The sequence below is a fragment of the Modestobacter sp. Leaf380 genome (assembly GCF_001424485.1).
Classification (GTDB): Bacteria; Actinomycetota; Actinomycetes; order Mycobacteriales; family Geodermatophilaceae; genus Klenkia.
The window spans coordinates 40,597-62,683 of sequence record NZ_LMQC01000023.1 but is presented as its reverse complement, the minus strand read 5'-3'; the positions used below and the strand labels follow the sequence as shown (position 1 = coordinate 62,683).

Annotated in this window: 23 protein-coding genes; 12 read left to right on the top strand and 11 right to left on the bottom strand. The window is 72.2% G+C overall.

Annotated elements, in window-relative coordinates; translation table 11 throughout:
• The first annotated feature begins 76 nt into the window (after window positions 1–76).
• Together ASG41_RS20695 and ASG41_RS20690 are read left to right on the top strand one after the other, a co-directional pair.
• Entirely contained in the window at window positions 77–691 is a 615-nt protein-coding gene (locus tag ASG41_RS20695) for a uracil-DNA glycosylase (RefSeq protein ID WP_055767976.1), read from the top strand.
• Window positions 682–1,656: a LysR family transcriptional regulator gene (locus ASG41_RS20690; protein WP_200939161.1), complete on the top strand. Its 975-nt coding sequence runs from the start codon at window positions 682–684 to the stop codon at window positions 1,654–1,656. The genes ASG41_RS20695 and ASG41_RS20690 overlap by 10 nt, the downstream gene beginning before the upstream one ends.
• 527 nt (window positions 1,657–2,183) lie before the next feature.
• Here the strand turns inward: ASG41_RS20690 and ASG41_RS20685 are convergent.
• The 7 genes from ASG41_RS20685 to ASG41_RS20655 all read right to left on the bottom strand — a co-directional run bounded on the left by ASG41_RS20685 (window position 2,184) and on the right by ASG41_RS20655 (window position 9,025).
• Window positions 2,184–4,352, bottom strand: a complete 2,169-nt coding sequence (locus ASG41_RS20685) for a heavy metal translocating P-type ATPase (RefSeq protein WP_082523326.1) — start codon at window positions 4,350–4,352, stop codon at window positions 2,184–2,186.
• A 193-nt stretch (window positions 4,353–4,545) separates the two neighbouring features.
• Window positions 4,546–5,175, bottom strand: coding sequence for a DUF305 domain-containing protein (locus ASG41_RS20680; protein WP_055767978.1), 630 nt, complete (start codon window positions 5,173–5,175; stop codon window positions 4,546–4,548).
• 113 nt (window positions 5,176–5,288) lie between these two features.
• Window positions 5,289–5,729, bottom strand: coding sequence for a DUF6153 family protein (locus ASG41_RS20675; protein ID WP_055767983.1), 441 nt, complete (start codon window positions 5,727–5,729; stop codon window positions 5,289–5,291).
• A 189-nt stretch (window positions 5,730–5,918) separates the two neighbouring features.
• Complete coding sequence (locus tag ASG41_RS20670) at window positions 5,919–6,587, bottom strand: zf-HC2 domain-containing protein (RefSeq protein ID WP_055767986.1); 669 nt, start codon at window positions 6,585–6,587, stop codon at window positions 5,919–5,921.
• Window positions 6,584–7,075, bottom strand: coding sequence for a sigma-70 family RNA polymerase sigma factor (locus ASG41_RS20665; RefSeq protein WP_055767990.1), 492 nt, complete (start codon window positions 7,073–7,075; stop codon window positions 6,584–6,586). The genes ASG41_RS20670 and ASG41_RS20665 overlap by 4 nt, the downstream gene beginning before the upstream one ends.
• Before the next feature lie 108 nt (window positions 7,076–7,183).
• The gene (locus tag ASG41_RS20660) at window positions 7,184–7,873 is read right to left on the bottom strand and encodes a hypothetical protein (RefSeq protein ID WP_055767993.1); all 690 of its coding nucleotides are present in this window, start codon (window positions 7,871–7,873) and stop codon (window positions 7,184–7,186) included.
• Window positions 7,874–8,593: 720 nt separating this feature from the next.
• Entirely contained in the window at window positions 8,594–9,025 is a 432-nt protein-coding gene (locus tag ASG41_RS20655; RefSeq protein ID WP_255353019.1) for a DUF305 domain-containing protein, read from the bottom strand.
• Window positions 9,026–9,535: 510 nt separating this feature from the next.
• Here ASG41_RS20655 and ASG41_RS20650 point away from each other — a divergent pair.
• The 7 genes from ASG41_RS20650 to ASG41_RS23315 all read left to right on the top strand — a co-directional run bounded on the left by ASG41_RS20650 (window position 9,536) and on the right by ASG41_RS23315 (window position 14,723).
• Window positions 9,536–9,802 carry a metal-sensitive transcriptional regulator gene (locus ASG41_RS20650; RefSeq protein ID WP_055767999.1) on the top strand — a complete coding sequence of 89 codons (267 nt, stop codon included), beginning with the start codon at window positions 9,536–9,538 and terminating at the stop codon, window positions 9,800–9,802.
• Between the two features lie 24 nt (window positions 9,803–9,826).
• Complete coding sequence (locus ASG41_RS20645; protein WP_235495286.1) at window positions 9,827–10,126, top strand: rhodanese-like domain-containing protein; 300 nt, start codon at window positions 9,827–9,829, stop codon at window positions 10,124–10,126.
• 81 nt (window positions 10,127–10,207) lie between these two features.
• A complete protein-coding gene (locus tag ASG41_RS20640; protein ID WP_055768002.1) occupies window positions 10,208–11,584 on the top strand; it encodes a rhodanese-like domain-containing protein in 1,377 nt (458 codons plus the stop codon).
• 201 nt (window positions 11,585–11,785) lie between these two features.
• Window positions 11,786–12,352 (top strand): rhodanese-like domain-containing protein, encoded by a 567-nt coding sequence (locus ASG41_RS20635; protein ID WP_055768004.1) that lies wholly within the window; start codon window positions 11,786–11,788, stop codon window positions 12,350–12,352.
• A complete protein-coding gene (locus ASG41_RS20630; RefSeq protein ID WP_235564954.1) occupies window positions 12,349–13,125 on the top strand; it encodes a sulfite exporter TauE/SafE family protein in 777 nt (258 codons plus the stop codon). Before ASG41_RS20635 ends, ASG41_RS20630 begins: the two co-directional genes overlap by 4 nt.
• Window positions 13,126–13,515: 390 nt before the next feature.
• A complete protein-coding gene (locus tag ASG41_RS20625) occupies window positions 13,516–13,779 on the top strand; it encodes a type II toxin-antitoxin system Phd/YefM family antitoxin (protein ID WP_056300237.1) in 264 nt (87 codons plus the stop codon).
• Entirely contained in the window at window positions 13,776–14,723 is a 948-nt protein-coding gene (locus ASG41_RS23315) for a type II toxin-antitoxin system RelE/ParE family toxin (protein WP_082557182.1), read from the top strand. The genes ASG41_RS20625 and ASG41_RS23315 overlap by 4 nt, the downstream gene beginning before the upstream one ends.
• Here the strand turns inward: ASG41_RS23315 and ASG41_RS20620 are convergent.
• Window positions 14,704–15,660 carry an alpha/beta hydrolase gene (locus ASG41_RS20620; protein ID WP_056300002.1) on the bottom strand — a complete coding sequence of 319 codons (957 nt, stop codon included), beginning with the start codon at window positions 15,658–15,660 and terminating at the stop codon, window positions 14,704–14,706. The two genes, ASG41_RS23315 and ASG41_RS20620, sit on opposite strands and share 20 nt — an antisense overlap.
• A gap of 305 nt (window positions 15,661–15,965) precedes the next feature.
• On the opposite strand from ASG41_RS20620, the gene ASG41_RS20615 reads away from it, so the two are divergent.
• The 3 genes from ASG41_RS20615 to ASG41_RS20605 all read left to right on the top strand — a co-directional run bounded on the left by ASG41_RS20615 (window position 15,966) and on the right by ASG41_RS20605 (window position 18,758).
• Complete coding sequence (locus ASG41_RS20615; RefSeq protein ID WP_056300000.1) at window positions 15,966–17,351, top strand: MmgE/PrpD family protein; 1,386 nt, start codon at window positions 15,966–15,968, stop codon at window positions 17,349–17,351.
• A 163-nt stretch (window positions 17,352–17,514) separates the two neighbouring features.
• Window positions 17,515–18,348 carry a hypothetical protein gene (locus ASG41_RS20610; RefSeq protein ID WP_200939160.1) on the top strand — a complete coding sequence of 278 codons (834 nt, stop codon included), beginning with the start codon at window positions 17,515–17,517 and terminating at the stop codon, window positions 18,346–18,348.
• Between the two features lie 104 nt (window positions 18,349–18,452).
• On the top strand, window positions 18,453–18,758 hold the full coding sequence (locus ASG41_RS20605; RefSeq protein ID WP_056299994.1) for a hypothetical protein: 306 nt from the start codon (window positions 18,453–18,455) through the stop codon (window positions 18,756–18,758).
• Between the two features lie 22 nt (window positions 18,759–18,780).
• On the opposite strand, the gene ASG41_RS20600 is transcribed toward ASG41_RS20605, so the two are convergent.
• Genes ASG41_RS20600 through ASG41_RS20590 form a run of 3 tightly spaced genes read right to left on the bottom strand, consistent with a single transcriptional unit; the run spans window position 18,781 to window position 22,064 of the window.
• Window positions 18,781–19,758 (bottom strand): ketopantoate reductase family protein, encoded by a 978-nt coding sequence (locus ASG41_RS20600; RefSeq protein ID WP_056299992.1) that lies wholly within the window; start codon window positions 19,756–19,758, stop codon window positions 18,781–18,783.
• 28 nt (window positions 19,759–19,786) lie between these two features.
• Window positions 19,787–20,578, bottom strand: coding sequence for an HpcH/HpaI aldolase/citrate lyase family protein (locus tag ASG41_RS20595; RefSeq protein ID WP_056299989.1), 792 nt, complete (start codon window positions 20,576–20,578; stop codon window positions 19,787–19,789).
• A gap of 34 nt (window positions 20,579–20,612) precedes the next feature.
• Window positions 20,613–22,064 (bottom strand): aldehyde dehydrogenase family protein, encoded by a 1,452-nt coding sequence (locus ASG41_RS20590; RefSeq protein ID WP_056299986.1) that lies wholly within the window; start codon window positions 22,062–22,064, stop codon window positions 20,613–20,615.
• Between the last annotated feature and the right edge of the window lie 23 nt (window positions 22,065–22,087).

Below are 22,087 nucleotides of genomic sequence, written 5' to 3'. Positions count from 1 at the left end.
GCCGGTAGCCGCCACGTCGTTGTGCATGCACAAGTTCGGGTTGTGGGGCTCGGCGACAGGGCCTAGCGTCGCACCGGTGCAGGAGACACTGCGAGAGCTCAAGCTCGCCCGGGTGGACGCCCCGCACGTCGCGCCGCTGAACGCGCTGGTCCGGCGGTGGCGGGGCCGAGGTCGGGCGGTGCCGTGGTTCGACCCGGACGGCGGGGGCACCGGTGCGCGGGTGCTGCTGCTCCTGGAGAGCCCGGGTCCGGCGACGATGGCGCTGGGGGAGCGCGGGTTCTCCTCCGAGGACAACCCGGACCCCACGGCGCGGGTGCTGCGGGCCGCGCGGGAAGCGTCCCCGCTGGGGGCCGTGGACTGCCTGCGGTGGAACGTCGTCCCGTGGGCGCTGGGCACCCCCGAGGCCTGGCGCAACCCACGGGCGGCCGACCTGGTGGAGGCCGGTCCAGCTCTGGCCGAGGTCCTCGAGCTGGTCCCGCGGTTGCGGGTCGTCGTCCCGCTGGGGACGGCGGCACTGGCCGGCTGGATGCGGTACCTGACGATGCACCCACCCGTGCACCCGGTGGCGACCCTGGCGGTGCCGCACCCCTCCCAGCGCAACACCCACGCCCGGACCGAGGCCGACCAGCGGTTGCAGCACGCCCTGGACGCCGCAGCAGCATGGCTGCCGGAGCTGACGGCGTGCCGCTGAGTCCGCACGTGCCCGAGCTGGGGGCGTTGGAGCTGTTGTTGGACGTGGTGGCCACCGGCAGCATCGGTGCCGCCGGGCGCCGGCACGGTGTCAGCCAGCAGGCCGCCTCGGCCCGGCTGCGCACCCTCGAGCGGCAGGTGGGCGTCGCCGTCCTGGAGCGGCGGGCCCGCGGCACCCGGCTGACCGAGGAGGGGACCGCCTTCGCCGCCTGGGCGGCTCGCGTGGTGGAGGCAGCCACCGACCTGGACGCCGGCCTGACCGCACTGCGTCACCGGGGATCGGCGCGGTTGCGTTTGGCGGCGAGCATGACCGTGGCCGAGCACCTGGTCCCGGGGTGGTTGGCTGCCCTGCGGGCGCACGGGGGCGTCGAGCAGATCACGTTGACGGCCACCAACAGCGCCGCCGTGGCCGACCTGGTGCGCGCCGGCGCCGTGGACCTGGGGCTCGTCGAGGGACCGGATCCCCTGTCCGACCTCTCGCAGGTCGTGGTGGGCACCGACGACCTGGTGCTCGTCGTCGCTGCGGACCACCCCTGGGCCCGTCGACGACGGCCGGTGGGCGCCGCCCTGCTGGCCCGCACCCCGCTGGTCACCCGGGAGGTCGGCTCGGGCACCCGCACCGCTCTCGAGCAGGCCCTGGGCGCCCCGGGCCCGGCGCCGGTGCTCGAGCTCAGCACGGCGACCGCCGTCCGGGAGTCCGTCCGGGCCGGGCTCGGCCCGGCCGTCCTGCCCCGACTGGCGGTGGCCGGTGACCTGCGCGACGGCCGGTTGGTCGCAGTCGGCCTCACCGGGGTGGACCTGGGCCGGCGGTTGCGGGCCGTGTGGGTGGGGCCCACCGACCGACCCCCCGCCGGCCCGGCCCGCGACCTGGTGGCCACGGCGACGGCACGAGTCCCCCCGCCCGAACCGCGGAGGAAGAGTGGCGCGGGCGGGGTGACAGACGCCAGTCGGCAGGACCACCGCTGAGCCCGGCGATGGAACGCCGCCGAGCTCGCGACGCCTGAACCGTGCTTCAGGCCTGATGGACCCCCGGACAACGGGAGAGGACCGCTCGACCACGGATCACCCGACCAGTGCCCAGCGCTGGTGTTCGACCCCGACGCACCGGTGCCGGGACGGCGGTGCGCCGGGGGCGGCGCACCTTGCATCCGGCGTTGCCGGCCCCGTCACGATCGGCACGCTTGCATGATCGTCGTGGGCACCCACCCCCGAGACCGGGACAGCCCATTGCCTGCCCTGGTCGACGACTCCTGGACACCAGGGTCACCCCGGTGCTCGTCGTCCCGCCCCACTGACCTTCCCGGAGCGCACACCGCAACCCGTGTCGCAGTGCATCCAGTGCGGACGACAAGACCCTGTGTACGGATCGACGGATCTCGCTGCGCAACTCGTCCCGGAAGAGGACGGGCGGCCGGCTTGTGTGATGGCAGGGCCCACAGCTCGAGTGCGCAACGCCACCGGAGGAACGATCCGAGCCGAGCGTCGGGGAGTGGTCACGCCTCGACCTCGATCCGGTGGGTCGACGCCGCGGAGGCGCCGGGATCTGGGCGGTGGTGGTCTGGCCCTGTGGGCCCGGGTCGGAGGTCGAGGCGTCGCAGCAGTTGGGCGTTGAGGGCGACGACGATCGTGGATGCGGACATGAGCAGCGCGCCGATGGACATGGGCATGACGAATCCGATCGGGGCCAAGACCCCGGCGGCCAGGGGCACGGAGATCAGGTTGTAGCTGGCGCCCCAGGCCAGGTTCTGCACGCTCTTGCGGTAGGTCGCGGCCGACAGGTCGATCACCGAGACGACCGAGCGGGGGTCCGCTGAGGCCAGCACGATGCCGGCGGACGCGATCGCGACGTCGGTGCCGGCGCCGATGGCGATGCCGACGTCTGCCTGGGCCAGGGCGGGGGCGTCGTTGACGCCGTCGCCGACCATGGCGACGCGTCGTCCTTCGGCCTGGAGGTCGGCGACGGTGGCGGACTTGTCCTCGGGACGGACGCCGGCGAAGTACCGGTCGATGCCCAGCTGAGCGGCCACGGTGCCGGCGACGGCTTCGGCGTCGCCGGTGATCATGACGACCTGGGCGCCGCGGTCGCGGAGCTGGTCGACCGCGGCCCGGGATTCGGGTCGGATCTCGTCGGCCAGGGCGAGGGCGCCGATCACGACCCCGTCGGCCAGGACGTGCAAGATGATCGACCCCTGCTTGCGCCATTGGTCGGCGACCGGGAGCTCGGCGGCGCCGGCCTGGGCGAGCAGGCCGGGTCCGCCGACGGCGACGGCGCGGCCTTCCACGGTGGCTTGCACGCCGATGGCGGGGGAGGAGGTGAAGTCCGCGGCGGTGGGGTTTGTCAGGCCGCGATCGGCGGCGGCCCGGACGATGGCTTGGGCCAGGGGGTGCTCGGAGTCGGTCTCGGCGGCCGCGGCCAACGCGAGTACGCGGTCGGCGTCGAAGATCTGGCCGGGGTCGGCGGTGGGGTGGTCGGCGGTGCGGATGTCGGTGAGGGTGGGTCGGCCGACGGTGAGGGTGCCGGTCTTGTCGAACAGCACGGTGTCCACGGTGCGCATGGCCTCCATCTGCACCCGGTCCTTGATCAGGACCCCGGCGCGGGCGGCGCGTTCGGTGCCGATGGAGATGACCAGCGGGATCGCCAGTCCCAGGGCGTGCGGGCAGGCGATGACCAGCACGGTGATGGTCCGGATGACCGCGTCCTCCGGTGCGCCGATGGTCGACCACACGATGGCGGTGAGGATCCCGGCGCCCAGGGCGAACCAGAACAGCCAGCCGGCCGCGGTGTCGGCCAGCCGCTGCGCCCGGGACCCGGAGGCCTGGGCGTCGGCGACGAGCTTGCCGATCCCGGCCAGGGTGGTGTCCTCCCCGGTGGCGGTCACCTGGACGCGGATGCCGGAGTCGGTGGCCACGGTGCCGGCGACCACCGGGTCCCCGACGCCGCGGGTGACGGTCGGGGACTCACCGGTGATCATCGACTCGTCCACCGCGGCCGAGCCGTCGGTGACCCGCCCGTCTGCCGGGATCCGGCCACCGGGCCGCACGACGACGACATCTCCGACCTGCAGGTCGGCCGGTGCCACGGGAACGATCTGGCCGTCCTGGACGCGTTGGGCCTCATCGGGCAGCAGTGCTGCCAGGGAGTCCAGCGCCGAGGACGTCTGGGCCAGGGACCGCATCTCGACCCAGTGGCCCAGCAGCATGATGACCACCAGCAGGGCCAGCTCCCACCAGAAGTCCAGCCCGTGGGGCACCAGCCCCAGCGTCGAGGCCCACGACGACGCGAACGCCACCGTGATCGCCAGCGCGACCAGCAGCATCATCCCGGGCTTGCGGGAGCCGATCTCGTCCACGGCGCCGGTGAGGAACGGCCGACCGCCCCACAGGTAGATGACCGTCCCCAGCACCGGGGACACCCACGACAGGCCGGCGACGTCGGGCAACGGGTAGCCCAGGATCGAGGCGAACATGCCCGAGGCGGCCACCGTCGGCACCGCCAGCAGCAGGTTCCACCAGAACAGCCGCCGGAACACCGCCACGTGCCCGCCGTGCCCGCCGTGGTCCTCGCGCCCGCCGGCGGGCGCGGCAGTCGGGTGGTCGTCGGCCTGCTGTGGGGAGGTGTGGTCGGCCTGGGTGGCCGGTGGGTGGTGCTGGCTGTGCGACATGATGCCTCCATACCCCCGGGGGGTACCCAAGTAGAAGCCCTTCATACCACCGGGGGGTACCGGTGGCCAAGGGATGACGTCGAGAAGGTCGAGCCAACTGGGCCCGGTGGTTGCGGCGGCACGCGCCCGGGATCGACCTGGGCCCGGCGGGGAGGCGCCGGTGCAACGCCTGCGCCTCCCCGCCGGCTGGGTGTTACTGGGTCGCCAGGCTCTCCAGGAGCTGTTCCATCTCGGTGATCTCGGCGCCCTGGGAGGACTTGATGTCCTGGGCCAAGGCGATCGCCTCGGGGTCCTCGCCGTTGTCGATCTCGGTCTGGGCCATGCCCACGGCGCCGGTGTGGTGCTCGAGCATCATCTGCAGCCACATGCGGTCGAACTGCACGCCGCTGGCGGCCTCGAGGGAGGACATGTCCTCCTCAGTCATCATCCCGCCCATGGCCGAGTGGTCCATGCCGGACATCTCGCTGTCGGCGCTGTCGGCGCTGTCGGCGCCCCAGGTCTCCAGCCAGCCGTTGAGGGTGTCGATCTCCGGCCCCTGGGCGGCCTGGATGCGGGCGGCCAAGTCCAGGACGTCGGGGTCGGTGGAGCGGTCGGCGACCAGGTCGGCCATCTCCACCGCCTGCTCGTGGTGCGGGATCATCATCTGGGCGAACTCGACGTCGGCGTCGTTGAACGGCGCGTCGGCCGGGACCGACGTCGAGGACTCCGACGTAGCAGTGTTCGTGCCACCGGAGCAGGCCGACAGGGCCACCGAGCCGGCGATGAGGGCACCGACGAGTGCCGCGCTACGGGTCGAGCGGAGGAACGCGGGGTCGTTGAACACAGGAACTCCTGAAGGGTGCGACGCCCGGGCGTGGCCAGGGCGCGAGAGGATGAGGGCAGGTCGAGCACGCGACGTGGGGCCCCGACAAGGGCACCGGCGTCAGGTGGTTCGGCCTAGACCCTCAGCACGCACAGGCGACTGAGTTCAGGGGCTGGTGCGCAGGCTGCAGCGCGGTCGACGACGACCCGCACGTGCCCAGCTGCGCGGGTGTAGATCGTCCCGAGTCGACGGTGGGCCAGCCACGCGGCCAAGGCGGCCAGCACGGCACCGACACCGCCGGCCAGCACCGCCAGGCACACCATCAGCGCATGCGCTGCGGAGCTGTGCCCATCGGGCTGATCGGTGGAGTGACCGGCATCCACGTCCGGCATCGCCGCACCCGCGACGACCAGCCCCACGACGGAGCCGGCAGCCGCGGTGGGCGAGTGAGCGGTGGCCGCCGACGTGTGGGTAGACGCACCGGTCATGGCCGAGTCAGCAGCAGCGCAACTGAGGCCGTGCATGGTGAACACCGCGACCAGCAGCAGCAGCGTCCACAGCAGGCGAGCCCGCATGACACCTCCACCACTAGACCGGATACCCCACCAGGGTAGGCAGACGATCGCCCTACCCGCGTCACGACCATCAGTTGCCGCCCGTTTCGGACGGTCCGCATCGAGCTGTTCTCGGTCCTGTGCAGTCGTGACGCAGTGCGCGATGAGCTGGGTTGTCAGATACCCCCGGGGGTAATTAGGTCTGAGGCGTCAGCGGGAGGTGAGAACTCGACCCTCTGGGCCCACCACGCTGATCGTGTCGATCTCTGTGTAGGGAATCGATGAGGCGCCGCGGACTTCGATTGCTCTGGCCGGGGTGGCCGACCAGGTGGCCGCCTGCTCAGGTACTCCGCCTCCCGATCTGGTCACTTCCAGCACGAACGGCCCACCGTCGGGGAGTCCAGACACCCTCACGGTGAGGGCAGTGCCCCAGGGCATGTCGACCAGTGACACATCGCCATCCGCCTCCGAGAGCCCTGTTGCGCTCAACGACACGATGGAGGCCGGTGCCGGGGTCTCCCGGACGGCGGCGGTCCCCACCGCGGCCAGGGCAGCCACCGTCGCGGCGATGACCCCCGTACGCACCATGCTGCTGCGACGGCGGCGCCGCCGGTCCTGCCCGACACCGTCGAGCAACCGGGGGAGCAGCCCTTCCAGTCCCTCACCGGGCGGGGTGCTGGGCGCACCGTCGTCCCACGGCGCGCTTCCTGCGGGAAGGCGGCGGAGGAGGCCGGGCAGGGGCGCGGATCGACTCAGCTCTTCACGGCAGGTCTCGCAACGGCTCAGGTGGTCCTCGAGATCGCGGCGGTCGCCGGTGCCGAGACCACCCAGAACGTAGGCCCCCAGCAGCAGCCGCAATTCCTCATGGCGGTCGGTCACCGGACGACTCCCATCTCTTCGAACACCGTGCGCAGAGCCCGGACGGCGTAGTAGCTGCGGGACTTGACGGTGCCCTCGGGAACACCGAACAGCAGGGCGGTCTCAGCCACGGTGCGCCCCTCGTAGTGCAGCGCGCGGACGACGTCCCGGTGTTCAGGGGTCAACTTCGTCAGCGCGGCCGCGACCAGCCACCCATCGACGGCGGCATCGATGTCCTCGGCTGAGGGGACGGCTGCCAGGAACTCGGCATCGTCGACCAGCCGCGGGCGGCGCGAGGCCGCACGCCACTGGTCGGTGAGCACGTTACGAGCCACAGTGAGCAGGTAGGGCCGAGGATCCCCGCGCCCCACGGTCAATGCGTCCATGTGCCGCCAAGCCCGCAGCAGGGTCTCCTGCACGACGTCCTCGGCTCGCTGTTCATCGCCGTCGACGTAGCGCATCACGAACCGGTGGATCGCAGCAGCGTGATCCCGGTAGAGAGCGCTCATCAGCTGCCGTTCGGGTTCGGCACCCCGCTGGACGTCACGGTCTCTCACGGTCTCGGTGATCCGGTCGCCGGAGTGGGCGGCCGGACCACCGAAGGGCCTGAGGGGGAGTCAGGCGGGAGCACCGTTGATCCGGAACTGCACGCGCTCGACGTTGGAAGCCAAGCCGATGGCCTCCAGGTCCCGACGGTCGACGTCCCCATCCCCGTCGGCGTCCTGGACGACGCCGGGGGCGTCATCGAGAATCCCGTTGCCGTTGAGGTCCCCGACCACGGCGACCGTGAGGATCGCATCCACGTTCTGGCCGGCGATCGGGGCACCCACGATCCAGGTGTCCCGGATCTGGGCACTGCCGTCGGTGTCGCGGTCGGTCACACCGGTCAGGTTGAACAGGTTGGCCAGGTTGGTCCCGGGACCGGAGAAGCCTGGGAGGGTGCCATTGGTCGTGGACACGAGCACGACCAGGCCCGGCAGCCGATCGTCCTTGCCCGTGGAGAAGGTGCCCGGGAACGGCGGGATGTTGTTGTGCCCGGCTGGGCCCGTGAGCTGAGCGCCGGTGTAGCCGGCCTGGGCCAGACCGCCGTCGTAGTCCAATCCGAGGTCGACCATCCAGCCGGCCCCGGCGACCCCCACGTTGTCCCGGTTGGTCGGGGACTCGACGGTCAGGCGCACCTCACGCGGACCGTTGCCGTTGCCGTTGCCGTCTGCCGACGCCGCGGTCAGGCCACTGACCGCTGAAACCGCCAGCGCCGACACGGTCAAGGCGACGACAGCCGTCGTTCGGGAGGGGCGGATCTTCACGGGGTCTCCTCATGCTCGTCCGGCGGCTGATCCGCCGGTCACTCTCAGGTGCACGACAGATCCCGCCTCCTGGTTCACCCTCGGCCCAGACCAATTCCGTGTCAGTGCCTGCCGGATCACCTCGCGATCGAGGAGCCCCCTCAGAACCCAGGCGATGAACTCTGTCTCGACTGCGACGACGGTGTTGTTGTGATCGTCACCTTCCCCTCCTTCGACGGCTGTCCCAACTGGCAGCTGGTTCTCCAGCGGACCAGGGAAGCCCTCACGAGGCCGGGGACGAGGCAACCTCCTCACACCTGCAGCAGGTGACCACCCCCGAGCAGGCTGCCCCTTGTGCTTCCCGCGGCTTCCCGACGATCCTGATCGGCAGCGTGGACCCGTGCGCCGACCCCACGGCCCCCGTCGGGTTGGCCTGACGGCTGTACCTGGGCTCGGCGGTGCTCGAGCAGCTCGCCGAGCACCGACGAACCTGGCAGCTGCCTTCAGGGCGGCACGCTGACCGCGAGTCCCCTCTCGCGCTTCGCCGGGAGAACGCGCCGTTGAGAACTCGGTGGGCGCTCATCGGGCTGTCCACTGGATGGCCGCTTCCGTGACTGCGGATGTCGAAGCGCCAGGAGTTGTGGCCCTGAGGACGCGGCCGCGATGACTGCAGCACGGTGCCATGGGTGGCTGGTGTGACGGGGGCTGCACCGAGCTGGACGCAGCCCCCGCCCGGGTCAGCTACTGAGTGGACAGGCCTTCCAGCAGCTGTTCCATCTCGGTGATCTCAGCACCCTGAGACGCCGTGCTGTCCTGGGCGAGCGCGATGGCCTGCGGGTCTTCACCCTCGGAGATCTCGGTTTGGGCCATGCCCAGTGCGCCGGTGTGGTGCTCGAGCGTCATCTGCAGCCACATGCGGTCGAACTGCACACCGCTGGCCGCTTCGAGGGGGAACACGTCCTCCTCGCTCATCATCCCGCCCATGGCCGAAGCGTCCATGCCGGACATCTCGCTCTCGGCGCGGTCGGCGCCCCAGGCCTCCAGCCACCCGTTGAGGGTGTCGATCTCGGGTTCCTGAGCAGCCAGGATGCGGGCTGCGAGGTCCTGGACGTCAGGGTCGGTGGAGCGGTCGGCGACCAGGTCGGCCATCTCCACGGCCTGCTCGTGGTGCAGGACAGGGCCTGGGCGTGAAGGGTGAGGGCAGGTCGAACACGCGACGCCGGGCCCCGGACAGGGCACGGGTGTCAGGTGGTTCGGCTCAAACCCTCAACACGCACAGTCGGTTGAGCTCAGGGGTAGGTGCGCAGGCTGTAACGCGGTCGACGACGGCACGAGGCCGTGCACAGAGAACACAGCGGCCAGCAGCAGCAGCGTCCACAGCAGGCGAGCCCGCACGACACCTCCACCACCGGACCGGATACCCCAGCGGGTACCCACGGTGACACGCGGGCCGTGCGGTGCTCACGCACCAGGAGGCGCCCTGGCTCGTCGAACAACATCACCGAGGCTGCGGGTGAGGCGGCGGCCGGACACAGCCACCGTCGGACAGCACGCTCCGGGGTGACCACGAAACTCCGTTCTCGGACGGTCCGTGGCAAGTCGTGTGTGGTCCTGTGCAGTCGTGACCCACTGCACGACGAGCTGGGTTGCTAGGTACCCCCGGGGGTATCTACAGTCTGAGGCGTGAACATCCCCCAGGGCGAGCTCGCCGACGTCGTGAAGCGCCTGAACCGCATCCAGGGCCAGATCGGCGGCATCGTGAAGATGATCGAGGACGGCCGCGACTGCGCTGCCGTGGTGACTCAGCTGGCGGCGGCTTCGAAGGCGCTGAACAAGGCGAGCTTCGCCGTCGTCAGCACCGGCATGCGGTACTGCTCGGTCAACTCGGCCCCCGACGAGCGCGAGGTCGACCTGGCGCAGCTGGAGAAGCTGCTGCTGTCCCTGGCCTGAACCACCCCACAACGAGGAGGCACCGTGCAGATCGCCCAGCTCACCCCCGCCCAGGTCGCTGCTGATACCGGCAGCACCGTGGTCGACGTCCGTGAACCCGACGAGGTCGCCACCGGCGCGATCGCCGGCAGCACCGCGATCCCGCTGGGACAGCTGGCCGCCCGGGTCGGCGAGCTCGACCCGACCGCCCCGGTCATCACCGTGTGCCAGAGCGGGCGGCGCAGCCAGCAGGCCGCCGAGGCCCTGGCTGCGGCCGGTCTCCGCGTGAGCAACATGGCCGGCGGCATGAACGCCTGGCGAGACGCCGGCCTCCCCACCGCCTGAGGCGCCTCCCGCTCGTCGCCAACAGTTCCTCAGCAGAACCGTCAGATACCCCTACCCCGTACCGTATGCAAGGAGACAGCCGTGCAGATCGACGTCATCGAGACCACCAGCCTGGGCGACCGCAGCTACCTGGTCAGCGAGGCCGGCACCGGCATCGTCATCGACCCCCAGCGCGACATCGACCGCGTCCAGGACCTGGTCGCCCGACGCGGGGTGACCCTCACCCACGTGCTGGAGACCCACGTGCACAACGACTACGTGACCGGTGGCCTCGAGCTGGCCCGGGTCACTGGGGCGGCCTATCTCGTCCCGGCTGGCGACGACGTCGCCTACGAGCGGGTCCCTGCGGCCGACGGTGACGTGCACAGGGCCGGTGACCTGCAGATCACCGTTGTGCACACCCCCGGGCACACCCACCACCACGTCTCCTACGCCCTGTCCGGCGCCGATGGTGAGGTGCAGGCGGTCTTCACCGGCGGTTCCATGCTCTACGGCTCGACCGGGCGCACCGACCTGCTGGGGGCCGAGCACACCGGCACCCTCACCCATGCCCAGTTCCACTCGGTGCGGCGCCTGGCCGCCGAGCTGCCGGCAGGCACCGCGGTGTTCCCCAGTCACGGGTTCGGCAGCTTCTGCGCCGCGACCCCGACCAGCGGCACGTCGTCCACGATCGAGGAGCAGCGATCGGTGAACCCGGCGCTGACCCAGGACGAGCAGACCTTCGTCGACGAGCTGATCGCCGGGCTGGGTGCCTACCCGGCCTACTACGCCCACATGGGCCCGATCAATGCCGCTGGCCCCGCGCCGGTGGATCTGTCGACCCCCCGGGTGGTCGACGCCGAGGAGCTGGCCGGCCGGCTGGCGGCGGGGGAGTGGGTTGTCGACCTGCGCACCCGCACCGCCTTCGCCGCGGGGCACCTGCCCGGGGCGCTGAACTTCGAGCTGGGCGACAACTTCCTCACCTACCTGGGCTGGCTCTACGACTGGGACGCCCCGCTGACCCTGATCGGGGACAGCGCGGAGCAGGTCGCCACCGCCCGCCGGGAGCTGGTCCGCATCGGGGTCGACCGGATCGCCGGTGCCGCTGTGGGCACGCCCGAGGACCTCGCCGCTGATGCCGACCTGGGGTCCTACCCGGTCAGCGACTTCGCCGGCCTGGCCGCCCAGTTGGCCGAGCACCCCGACACCGTCGTCCTCGACGCCCGCCGGGACGACGAGCGGGCCAGTGGTGGGGTCCGGGGATCGGTGCATGTGCCCATCCACGAGCTGCGTGACCGGATGGGCGAGATCCCCGGCGGGGAGGTCTGGGTCTATTGCGGCTCGGGCTACCGCGCCTCGATCGCCGCGTCGCTGCTGGCCCGGGCCGGACGTCGTCCGGTGCTGGTCGACGGCGGCTACGGCGACCCCGAGACCGGATCGGCCGCTGCGGGCCTGCACACCGAGTCCGTGGCGGTCTGAGATGTGCCGCGCGACCACGTGTCGCACCTGCGGGAAGACCACCTGGGCCGGTTGCGGCCAGCACGTCGACCAGGTCATGCGCGGGGTGCCCACCGGACAGCGCTGCCCCGGCCACGCCGCCGAGCCCCGTGAGCCCGGGCGCCTGCGCCGACTCCTCAGCCGCTCCTGATCCACACCCACTGCCGAGAGGACAAACGCCCCATGACCAGCCCCACCCTGATCGCCCCTACCGAGGTCGCCGCCACCACGGCCACCGTGGTCGACGTCCGCACCCCGGCGGAGTTCGAGACCGCCCACATCCCCGGCGCAGTCAACGTGCCCCTGCCCCTGGTGCAGGCCCACGCCGACACCCTGGCCGACGCCCTGGAGGGCCCGGTCGTGCTGGTGTGCCAGGCCGGATCGAGGGCCCGCACCGCGCACGACGCGCTGGCCTCGGCCGGCGCTGAGCAGCTGGCCGTGCTCGAGGGCGGCACGAACGCCCACACCGCCGACGGCCACACCGTTCGCCGGGGGAAGCAGCGCTGGGCTCTGGAGCGTCAGGTCCGCCTGGTCGCCGGCACCATCGTCGCCGGCAGCGTGCTGGCCTCGATCCGGTTTCCCCGGGCCCGCTTCCTCGCCGGCGGCATCGGGGCCGGCCTGGCCGGGGCTGCGGTCACCGACACTTGCGCCATGGGTGCCGCCCTGTCCGCGCTGCCCTACAACCGCGGCGGGACCCCGGTGCACCTCGACGACGTGCTGCAGGTGCTGCGCACCGCCACCACCCGGTGATCGCCGCAGCGATCGGCCTCGGCCTGGTCATCGGCGCCCTCGTCGGACTCCTCGGCGGGGGCGGGTCGATCCTGGCCGTGCCCGCCCTGGTCTACGTCGTCGGACAACCGCTGCCCCAGGCCGTAGCCACGTCGCTGCTGGTCGTCGGCATCACCGCCGTCGTCGCCCTACTGCCCCGACTGCGCGCCCGCCAGATCGCGTGGCGCATCGCCATCGTGTTCGGAGCAGCCGGGGCGGCGACGGCCTTCGCCGGAGCGGCGGTCAACCGGCTGCTGCCCGACGACGTCGTCCTGACCTTGTTCGCGGCCCTGATGATCGCCGCAGGCGTGCGGATGCTGCAGGACAAGCCCGCTACCGGGGCCGCGTGCGCCACCGACCACGGGACCGTCAACTGGCGGCGCTGCCTGCCCCGCACCATCGCCGGTGGTCTCGTCGTCGGGTTCCTCACCGGCCTGCTCGGCGTCGGGGGTGGGTTCCTCATCATCCCCGTGCTGGTCATCGTGCTCGGCCTCCCGATGACCACCGCGATCGGCACCTCACTGGTCATCGTGGCCGTCAACAGCGCCGCCGGGTTCGCCGCCCACGCCGGCGAGGCCCCCATCGACGTGCCCATCACCGTCGGCTTCACCGCCGCCGCCGTAATCGCCGCACTCGTCGCCGGACGACTGGGCGCCGGCCTGGACACAGCACGACTCAAGCGCTGGTTCGCCTGGCTGGTCTTCGCCGTAGCGGTCCTGGTGCTCGGCCAAGTCGTCGTGAGCCTCGTCCGCTGACCATCTCAGCCGGCGTCCGCAGACCTGGACGTAGCGGCTCTCGGCATCGTGACACTGCGTGACCAAGAACGGGTGCCGCAACTGCGTTCCACAACCGCCGGTTTGTGAGCCGCTGGACGGACGTTCGAGCAGTCACACAAACCCGCAGGTCGAGGTCTGCGAACGCGGACCGAAACTCGTTCCGGAAAGAACGGACCGCAAGCCCCCACCCCGCAGATTCTGGATCGACGGCGGGACGGCACCGGCTTCGTCGGGTGCAGCGTGAGCGTTCGGGCGCCACTGGGTCGCGGCCCTTCGGCGTGAAGTCCGGGCCGACTCTCGACCAAGGGGCCGACGCAGCACCGCTTCCAGTCTGTGTACACAGTTGAATGTGCGGCGTACGGTGGGAGCATGGACACCATCTCCGGCGAGGTAACCACTCGCGAGCTGCGCGGTCAGCTGTCCGATGTTTTGGGTCGGGCGATGTACGGCGGGGAGCGCATCGGGGTGACCCGCAACGGCAAGTTGGCCGCGGTGGTGGTCGGGGTCGCCGACCTCGAGGCACTGGAGGCGCTGGAGATGGCTCAGGACGTGGCGGCTTACCGGTCGGCCAAGGCCGAGGACGACGGGGAGCGGGTGTCGTTGGCCGCGGTGCGTGACGAGCTCGCTGGGTGACGTACTCCGTCGAGTTCACCGCCGCGGCGGCCCGGCAGGTGCGCAAGCTCGACCGGCCGGTGCGCGCGCGGCTGGTCGCTGCCATCGGCGACTTGGCTGATGAGCCGCGGCCGTCGGGTGCCACGAAGCTGGTGGGGGAGCAGACCGCTTGGCGCATCCGGGTGGGGGACCACCGCGTCATCTACGACGTCCTCGACGACGCGCTGGTCGTGACGGTCGTCCGTGCTGGACACCGCCGGGAGGTAAACGACCGCAAGGCGCTCGCCTCCGGCAGCGGGCCGAGTACAGCAACCGGTACAGCAACGCGGTCTGGACGAGCCTGCACAGCGACGGACGGCCCCGGACGCCGAACCTGTCTGACCTGCGGAAACAGGACGTGTGTGGACCGCTGTGGACCCCCCGCTGCTGGCTGGGGGTCAAGGGGTCGCAGGTTCAAATCCTGTCAGCCCGACAGTGCAGGCCAGAGGCGGGTCGTCCCAACGGGGCGGCCCGCCTCTGGCGTGAGTACAGCCGCGAGGTGCCGCTCGGCCCCTGAGGGCGGGTGCGGCGCACGGTCACCGACGTCCGGGCCGGCGGGGTCGTTGCAGATCGACCGGCGTCAGCACAGGCGACCGAGCGTGCCGTGCGTGCCGTGCGTCCCGCGTCGGTGGCCAGGTTCCCCACCGACCGGCGTCGCGGACCGTCCGCCTCCGCGCGTCGACACCCGTGACGGTCACGGTGGCGCGCCGTTCTCCGTGGCGCGGCGCGGTACAGCCGCGGCTCCACGGGCCCGCCCCAGGCCGACCGGACACCGCTGTGAGTCGGGGGCGGTGGGGTCCCGCCTCGTCGGTGGGGAGGCGAGGGCACCGGCGCGAGCCGCTCGCCGTAGCGAGGTCGTCGCAGGCCCGGTGGGACTGCCTGGCCGCGTGGCGCCGTGGGTCGACGTCAGCTCAGGGCGCGTGTGAAGAACGTGGCCAGCTCGTCGAAGGGGATGAGGTCGGTCCGGTCGTACAGGTCGATGTGCCGGGCGCCGGGGACCACGAGGAGCTCGACGGGCTCAGCGGCCTGCTCGAGCACCGTGTCGGAGAACCAGCGGGAGTGGGCCTGGTCCCCGGTCACCAGCAGGACCGGACGCGGGGCGATGTCGGGCAGGTGGGCGAGGGCGCCGTGGTTGGTGTGCGCGGCGTTGCTGGTGATGGTGAACCCCCCGATGGACCGGGGGTGCCGGCCGCGGTCGGTGGTGTAGTACTCGTGGAACTCGGCGGTGATCGGGTCCAGGTCCTCGGGGCGGAACTCGGCGGGGAAGGTCGGGCTCAGCGCAGGCTCGCCCGCGTCGACATCGGCCCACCGCTGGGTGGCCAGGGCTGCGAGCGCCCCCCGGCGCTGCTCGTCGGTGGTGGAGTCCTGCCACCCGTCGCGGACGATCCGGCTGATGTCGTACATGGCGGCGGTGGCCACGGCCTGGATGCGGGTGTCGACCTGGGCGGCGTTGAGTGCGAACCCGCCGCTGCCGCAGATGCCGATGGCGCCGATGTGGGACCGGTCGACCGAGGGCAGGGTGCCGAGGAAGTCCACGCCGGCACTGAAGTCCTCGGCGAAGACCTCGGGGGAGGTGAGGTGGCGGGGGGTCCCGGTGCTCTCCCCGTTGTAGGAGGGGTCGAAGGCCAGGACCAGGAAGCCGCGCTGGGCAAGCGCGTTGCCGTACACCCCGGGGCCCTGCTCCTTGACCCCGCCGTGCGGGGGACCGACCACCAGGGCGGGGAGGGTGCTGGCGTCCGTCAGCCCGGCGGGGGCGTAGAGGTCGGCCGCGATCTCGATGCCGAAGCGGTTGGCGTACCGCACCGGGGTCCGGGTCACCTGCGGGCTCAGTGCGAAGGTGTAGCCGTCGTTCTCCTGTGACACGGGTGGGGCTCCTCGTCGTTGCCGGACCGGTCCCGGGGGACCGGCGTCGTCCGTCCACCGGACGGGTGGACGTCTCGACGGTAGGAGCCCGGGGGACGACGAGGCAGGGACCGTTTGTCCCCCCTCTCCCGCTGCCCGCGGCGCGGGAGGAGCAGGACCGCGGTGCTGCGGGGGTCGGGGCGGGTGGCTTGTGGCGGAGGTCGCTGCGTGTGATCCTCCGGTCTGGAGTGTCACCTGGTGGGACTTCGCTCGCACTCGGTGGTCGATCCCGTCCTCGAGCCCCCACTCCCGACGAGGACCGTCCGATGCCCACGACCACCGACGACGTCGTCCACCACTTCGCGGCCGCGGCCGCGGGGGTGCACCTGGACGACGTCCCGCCACCGGCTCGCGACGCTGCGAAGAAGAGCGTGCTGGACACCCTGGGGGTGATGCTGGCCGCCAGCGGGACCGAGCCCGCGGTCCGCTCCGCCGTCGACCTGGTCGTGGAGTCCGGCGGCAACCCGGAGGCCTCGGTCGTCGCCTTCGGGCACCGCACGTCGGCGGTGGCCGCGGCCTTCGCCAACGGGGCGCTGGCCCACAGCCTGGACTTCGACGACCAGACACCGTGGGGTCAGCACGCCTCCAGCACCGTCGTCCCGGCCGCGTTCGCCGTCGCCGAACGGCGCGGAGGGGTGTCCGGTGCGGACCTCGTCGCAGCCGTGGCCGCCGGCCAGGACCTCTTCGCCCGACTGCGCTGCACCGTGGGCTGGCGCAAGGACTGGAACCTCTCCACGGTGCTGGGGGTCTACGCCGGCACGGTCGCGGCCGGACGGGTGCTGGGTCTGTCCGCCGCGTCGATGGCCGACGCGCTGGGCATCGCGAGTCAACAGTCCAGCGGGGTCATGGAGGTCGTCTGCGGCACCGGCGGTGACCTGCGCGGCATGTACGCCGGCTTCTCGGCCCGAGGCGCCGTCACCGCGGCGCTGATGGCGCAGAAGGGCACCACGGCGGTCGGCACCCTCATGGAGGGCGAGTACGGGGTCTTCGCGACCTACTTCGGGGGCCGGTACGACCGGGCGGCGATGCTGGAGGACCTGGGCGTGGACTTCCGCGGCGCCGGCACCCTGTACAAGAGGTGGCCGGCCGTCGGCACCGCGCACAGCCACGTGCACGCCACGATCGAGGCGATGCGGGAGGGTGGTCTCGGCGTCGACGACGTGGCCCAGATCCGCGTCTTCGTCGGCGACTACCACGCCCTGATGTGCGAGCCGCTGGACACCCGGCGGGCCCCGAGCACCCTCGTGGACGCCAAGTTCAGCCTGCCCTGGCTGGTGGCCGTCGCCGCGGTGCACGGCGACATCGGGCTGCAGCACCTCACGGGAGGAGCGCTGCGGGACCCGGCGGTGCTGGCCGCGGCGCAGAAGGTCGTCCCGGTGCCCGACGCCGCCGCCGACTGGCACCTCGAGCTCCCACCGGGCCGCGTCGAGCTGGTCGGGCACGACGGGAGGCGGCACACGCGGACGGGCACCGGCGTACCGGGGAACACAGATGCGCCGTTGTCCTGGGCGGACCTGGGCGAGAAGTTCGCCGGTTGCGCGCGGGTCGCGGCCACCCCGCCCGGTGCCCTGGCCGTCGATCGCGTGGTGGACATGGTCCGGCATCTGGAGGAGGTCTCCGACGTGGCAGCCGTCGTGCGGGCCCTCGGCTGACCCCACCGACGTGCGCTCGCCGACGCGCAGGTCAAGACTGTTGAAAAGATCCCGCCATGTGGGATACCGTGGAGACTGACCCAGGACCGGCCGCAACAGGAGCCAATCGGGTCCTCAGCCCGTCCCGGGTGGGTCAACCTCGTCGAAGGAGATCGCGATGCGCGTGAGCAGGGCAGCCGAGACCGGTACCGAGCAGGTCGGGAGCATGCGAGACGGCAAGCTCGACCAGAAGCACCTGTTGTTCGGCGAGGACGGCTCGCCGAACAACTTCGACCTCAACATGGGCCTCACCGGAGGCGGTGGCTGGCGGACCCCGCGGCACCGGCACACCTTCGACCAGATCCGCTACGTCATCGCGGGCACGTTGCCCTACACCGAGACCGACGTCCTGCAGGAGGGGTGGGTCGGCTACTTCCCCGAGAGCGTCCACTACGGACCCCAGGAGCGGGCCGAGGGCCTGCGGACGATGGTCCTGCAGTGCGGGGGGGCCAGCGGCGGTGGCTACCTCAGCGTGGCCCAGCGCGAGGCCGTCAACGCCGAGCTGGCCATGACCGGTGAGTTCGCCAAGGGCATGTACACCTACACCGACGCCGAGGGGCAGACGCACACCCTCGACGGGTCGCAGGCGATCTTCGAGAAGGCGATGGGCCACGAGCTCCAGTTCGCGCCGCCCCGTTACACCGACGTCATCGCGATGGACCCCGAGGCCTACGCCTGGCTGCCCTCCGCCGACCTCGGCGTGGAGGAGAAGTGGCTGGGGTCCTTCACCGAGCGCAACCTGCGCATCGGTTTCCTGCGGCTGCAGGCCGGCGCGGTCTACCAGGCCGGCCAGCACCCCTCCATCGAGATCCTGTTCCAGATCGACGGGCAGGTGCAGGCCGGTGACGGCAAGTACGGCCCGGAGACCGGGTACGAGTTCCTGGCCGGCGAGGGGCCCGTCCCCGTCGAGGCCATCGAGCAGACCACCTTCCTCCGCACGGTGCTGCACACCTTCTGACCCCGACCGACCGACCGACCCTGACCCGCCCTGCCGAACGGTGCCGGTGTGCTGCGTGCGCACCGCCACCGGTCGGTCGGTCCGTTCCCCGACTGGAGTCCGCTGTGCCCAGCATCGACGGCGCCGCCGTCCGCACGATCGTGATCGCCTGTGACGCGGGGATGGCCAGCAGCGTGCTGATGAGCGCCCAGCTGCGCAAGCAGCTGGCCCCGCGGGTCGTCGTCCGGCACAGCCCGGTGGACGCACTGCCGGCCGAGGCCGACGTCGTCCTCACCCACGACAAGCTCGCGGGGCGCGCGCGGTCGCTCGCCGGCGACCGGCCGGTCGTCGCCTACACCCAGCTGGTGGGGGACCCGGCGGTCGCCGGGCTCGTGCACGCGATCCGCCAAGGCGGGCAGATCACCGCCTGAGCCGGGCTGCCGGCCCCGCCGGTCAGTCCCGGTAGGAGCCGGCCACCCGGGCCCGCTGCGTGGCCATCGCGACCACCGCGTCGAGGCCGGGGGTGTCGACGTCGGCCATCCGGGCCAGGTCCAGCGGGGTCCGGAAGAGCGCGTCGATCTCCATGGGCCGCCCGGCCAGCAGGTCCTGGGCGATGCTCTGGACGTGGCTGGAGCCGCCCAGTCGGGCGAGGCCGGCGTCGGTGTCACCGGGGTCGCACCCCAGGGCGCGGGCGATGGCGGCGCCCTCGCGGGCCAGGGTGCCGGCCAGGTCGGCGAGGACCGGGTCGGCCATGACCGCGCCCATCGCCGAGCCGGTGAGCGCGCCCAGCGAGCCGCCCACGAGGTTCATGACCAGCTTGGCCCACACCGCGTCGCGGACGGTCGACGTCACGTCGACCTGCACCCCGCCGGGGCGCAGCAGGTCGGCGAGTGCGTCCAGTCGCCCGTCCGGGGCGCCGTCCGGCCGACCCAGGACCAGTCGGTTGCGGGCGTTCTCGGCCCGGATGACGCCGGGCGCCACGACGGAGCCGGCCGTGTAGGCCACCGCGCCGACGGCCCGGTCCGGGTGCACGTGGCGCCAGAGCGCGTCGTCGGGGTCCAGGCGCGGCAGCCGGGTGTCCTGCAGGGGCCCACCGTGGGCGTGGAAGTACCACCACGGGACGCCGTTGGTGACGAAGACGACCTGGCTGTCGGGACCCAGCAGCGTGGACACCGGCTCGGCGATCGCCGGGAGCGCGGGTGCCTTGACCGCGACCAGGACGACGTCCTGCGGGCCCAGGTCGCCGGGGCGGTCGGTGACGGTGGGGTGGGAGACGAGCACGCCGTCCCGGGTCTCCACCCGCAGTCCGCGTTCCCGGACGGCGGCCAGGTGGTCGTTGCGGGCGATGAGCGAGACGTCGGTCCCGGCGGCGGCCAGACGGCCGGCGAGGTGACCGCCGACAGCGCCGGCCCCGAACACGCAGATCTTCACGGTGTGCTGTCTCCCTGTGCTGGGGGCATCAGTCGAACTGGGCGCGCTTGGCGGTGGCGGCCGCGCTGAGGAAGGAGATGTCGTTGCCCGTGGACACGTAGCGCGCTCCGAGCGCCAGGTACTGGCCGATCAGGTCCGGACGCCCGCCCAGGCCGCCGATGCCGACCGCGGTGCCGTGCGTGCGGCCGGCATCCAGGACGTGCAGGAACGCCTCGTGCACCTGGGGGTGGTCCATCTGGCCGGCGATGCCCAGCCCGACGCTGAGGTCGTTGGCCCCGACCAGCACCATGTCCACGCCCTCGACGGCGGCGATGGCGTGGGCGGCGTCCAGGCCGGCCTGCGACTCGATCATCGGGACGACCATCGACGTCGAGTCCAGTGCCTGGACGACGTGGTCGGCGGGGTGGGAGCGGTAGTGCAGCTGGGGCGGTGCACCGGCCAGCGAACGCTCGCCGAGCGGGGCGTGCTTCACCGCTGCCACCGCGGCCCGCGCGGCGTCCGCGGACTCGACGTCGGGGACGATGATCCCCATCGCGCCGACGTCCATGACGCGGGCGATGAAGGCGGGGTCGGGTCCGGGCACGCGGACCAGCGGGGTCACCCCGAGGTGGTTGCACGCCAGGCAGATCTGGCTGGCGGCCTCCAGCGGGAAGCTGCTGTGCTCCAGGTCGATGTAGATCGAGTCGAAGCCCGCGGCGTAGGCGATGGAGGCGATGTCCACCGTCCGGACCAGCCGGACGGTCATCGAGTAGACGGTCTCGCCACGGGACAGCTTCTCCTTGGCGTGGTTGCGCAGCAGGGGAGTGGTGTCGGGGCTCATGGGCGGGTCTCCTGGTCGGGTCGGGGGCGGGTCGTCACGGGAACGTGCTGGGCAGTGCGCGGGCCTCGTCCTGGAACCCGTAGACCGACTTGACCTCCAGGTGCTCCTCCAGCCCGAAGCGCCCCATCGACCGGCCGGTGCCGGACTGCTTGTAACCGCCCATCGGGGTGTGGGAGTCGGTGGCGGCGCCGTTGTAGCTGACCCGACCGGCCCGCAGGCCGTTCACCACCCGGCGGGCGGTCTCCCGGGAGCCGCCCCACACGTAGCCACCCAGCCCGTAGGGCGAGTCGTTGGCGATCTGCAGGGCCTCGGCCTCGTCCCGGTAGGACAGCACGGCCAGCACCGGGCCGAAGACCTCCTCGCGGGCGACCGTCATGTCCGGCGTGACGCCGGTGAACACGGTGGGCTGCACGAACCAGCCCCGGTCCAGCCCGGCCGGCCGCTCCAGGCCGCCGGTCACCAGGACCGCGCCCTCGTCCAGTGCGGTCTGCACGTGGGACCGCACGGAGGCGTACTGGGCGGCGCTGACCAGTGGCCCCATGGTGGTCCCGGGGTCCATCGGGTCGCCCAGCCGGAACCGGCCGGCCTCCTCGACGAGCACGTCGGTGACCTCGGCGAGCTGGCTCTCGTGCACCAGCAGCCGACTGGGTGCGTGGCAGGACTGCCCGGTGTTGACGAAGCAACGTCCGACGTTCCACCGGGCCGCCCGCTCCAGGTCGGCGTCGGGGAGCACGATGCTGGCCGACTTCCCACCCAGCTCCAGGCTGGTGCGCTTCACCGTCTGCGCCGCGGCGGCACCCACCGCGCGGCCCGCTGCGGTCGACCCGGTGAAGGAGACCATGTCGACGCCGGGGTGGCGGGTCAGGGCCTCACCGACGTCCCGGCCGGCCCCGTTCACCAGGTTGAACACCCCGGGCGGCAGCTGGGCCTCGTGCAGCACCTGGGCCAGCAGGGCGCCGCTGGCCGCGGACTCGACACTGGGCTTGGCGACGACGGTGCACCCGGCCGCCAGGGCGTAGACGGTCTTGATCACCCCGGTCTGGACCGGCCAGTTCCACGGCGAGATGACCGCGACGACCCCGATCGGCTCCCGCCGGACGATCGCATCGCCGATGCTGGACTCGAAGGGGTGGTCGCGCAACAGGTCGCGCGCCACCCGCATGTGCTGGGCCGGACCGGTGACCTGGGCCCGGTTGCTGACCGGGATGCCCACCTCGTGGGCGATCAGCTCGGCGAACTCCTCGAGTCGGGCCTCGTAGGCCGCGACGACCCGGTCGATCATCGCGACCCGCTCTGCGACCGTGGTGGCCGCGAACGCCGGGAACGCGCGCCGGGCCGCGGCCACGGCGAGGTCGACGTCGGCGGAGCTGCCCATCGCCACCCGGGCGAAGGGCTCCTCGCGGGTGGGGTCGAGCAGGTCGACGGTGCGTGGCTGGACCGGTTCGACCCACCGGCCCTCGACGTAGAGGTGCGGGAACTGCTGCATGACGGGGCTCCTCGGGCTGCCGG

What these genes read in the sequence shown, in the direction of transcription:
- ASG41_RS20685 (WP_082523326.1), bottom strand. Translation starts at nt 4,352, where the DNA reads ATGTCGCACAGCCAGCACCACCCACCGGCCACCCAGGCCGACCACACC.
- ASG41_RS20675 (WP_055767983.1), bottom strand. Translation starts at nt 5,729, where the DNA reads ATGCGGGCTCGCCTGCTGTGGACGCTGCTGCTGCTGGTCGCGGTGTTC.
- ASG41_RS20665 (WP_055767990.1), bottom strand. Translation starts at nt 7,075, where the DNA reads ATGAGCGCTCTCTACCGGGATCACGCTGCTGCGATCCACCGGTTCGTG.
- ASG41_RS20635 (WP_055768004.1), top strand. Translation starts at nt 11,786, where the DNA reads ATGACCAGCCCCACCCTGATCGCCCCTACCGAGGTCGCCGCCACCACG.
- ASG41_RS20625 (WP_056300237.1), top strand. Translation starts at nt 13,516, where the DNA reads ATGGACACCATCTCCGGCGAGGTAACCACTCGCGAGCTGCGCGGTCAG.
- ASG41_RS20615 (WP_056300000.1), top strand. Translation starts at nt 15,966, where the DNA reads ATGCCCACGACCACCGACGACGTCGTCCACCACTTCGCGGCCGCGGCC.
- ASG41_RS20595 (WP_056299989.1), bottom strand. Translation starts at nt 20,578, where the DNA reads ATGAGCCCCGACACCACTCCCCTGCTGCGCAACCACGCCAAGGAGAAG.
- ASG41_RS20590 (WP_056299986.1), bottom strand. Translation starts at nt 22,064, where the DNA reads ATGCAGCAGTTCCCGCACCTCTACGTCGAGGGCCGGTGGGTCGAACCG.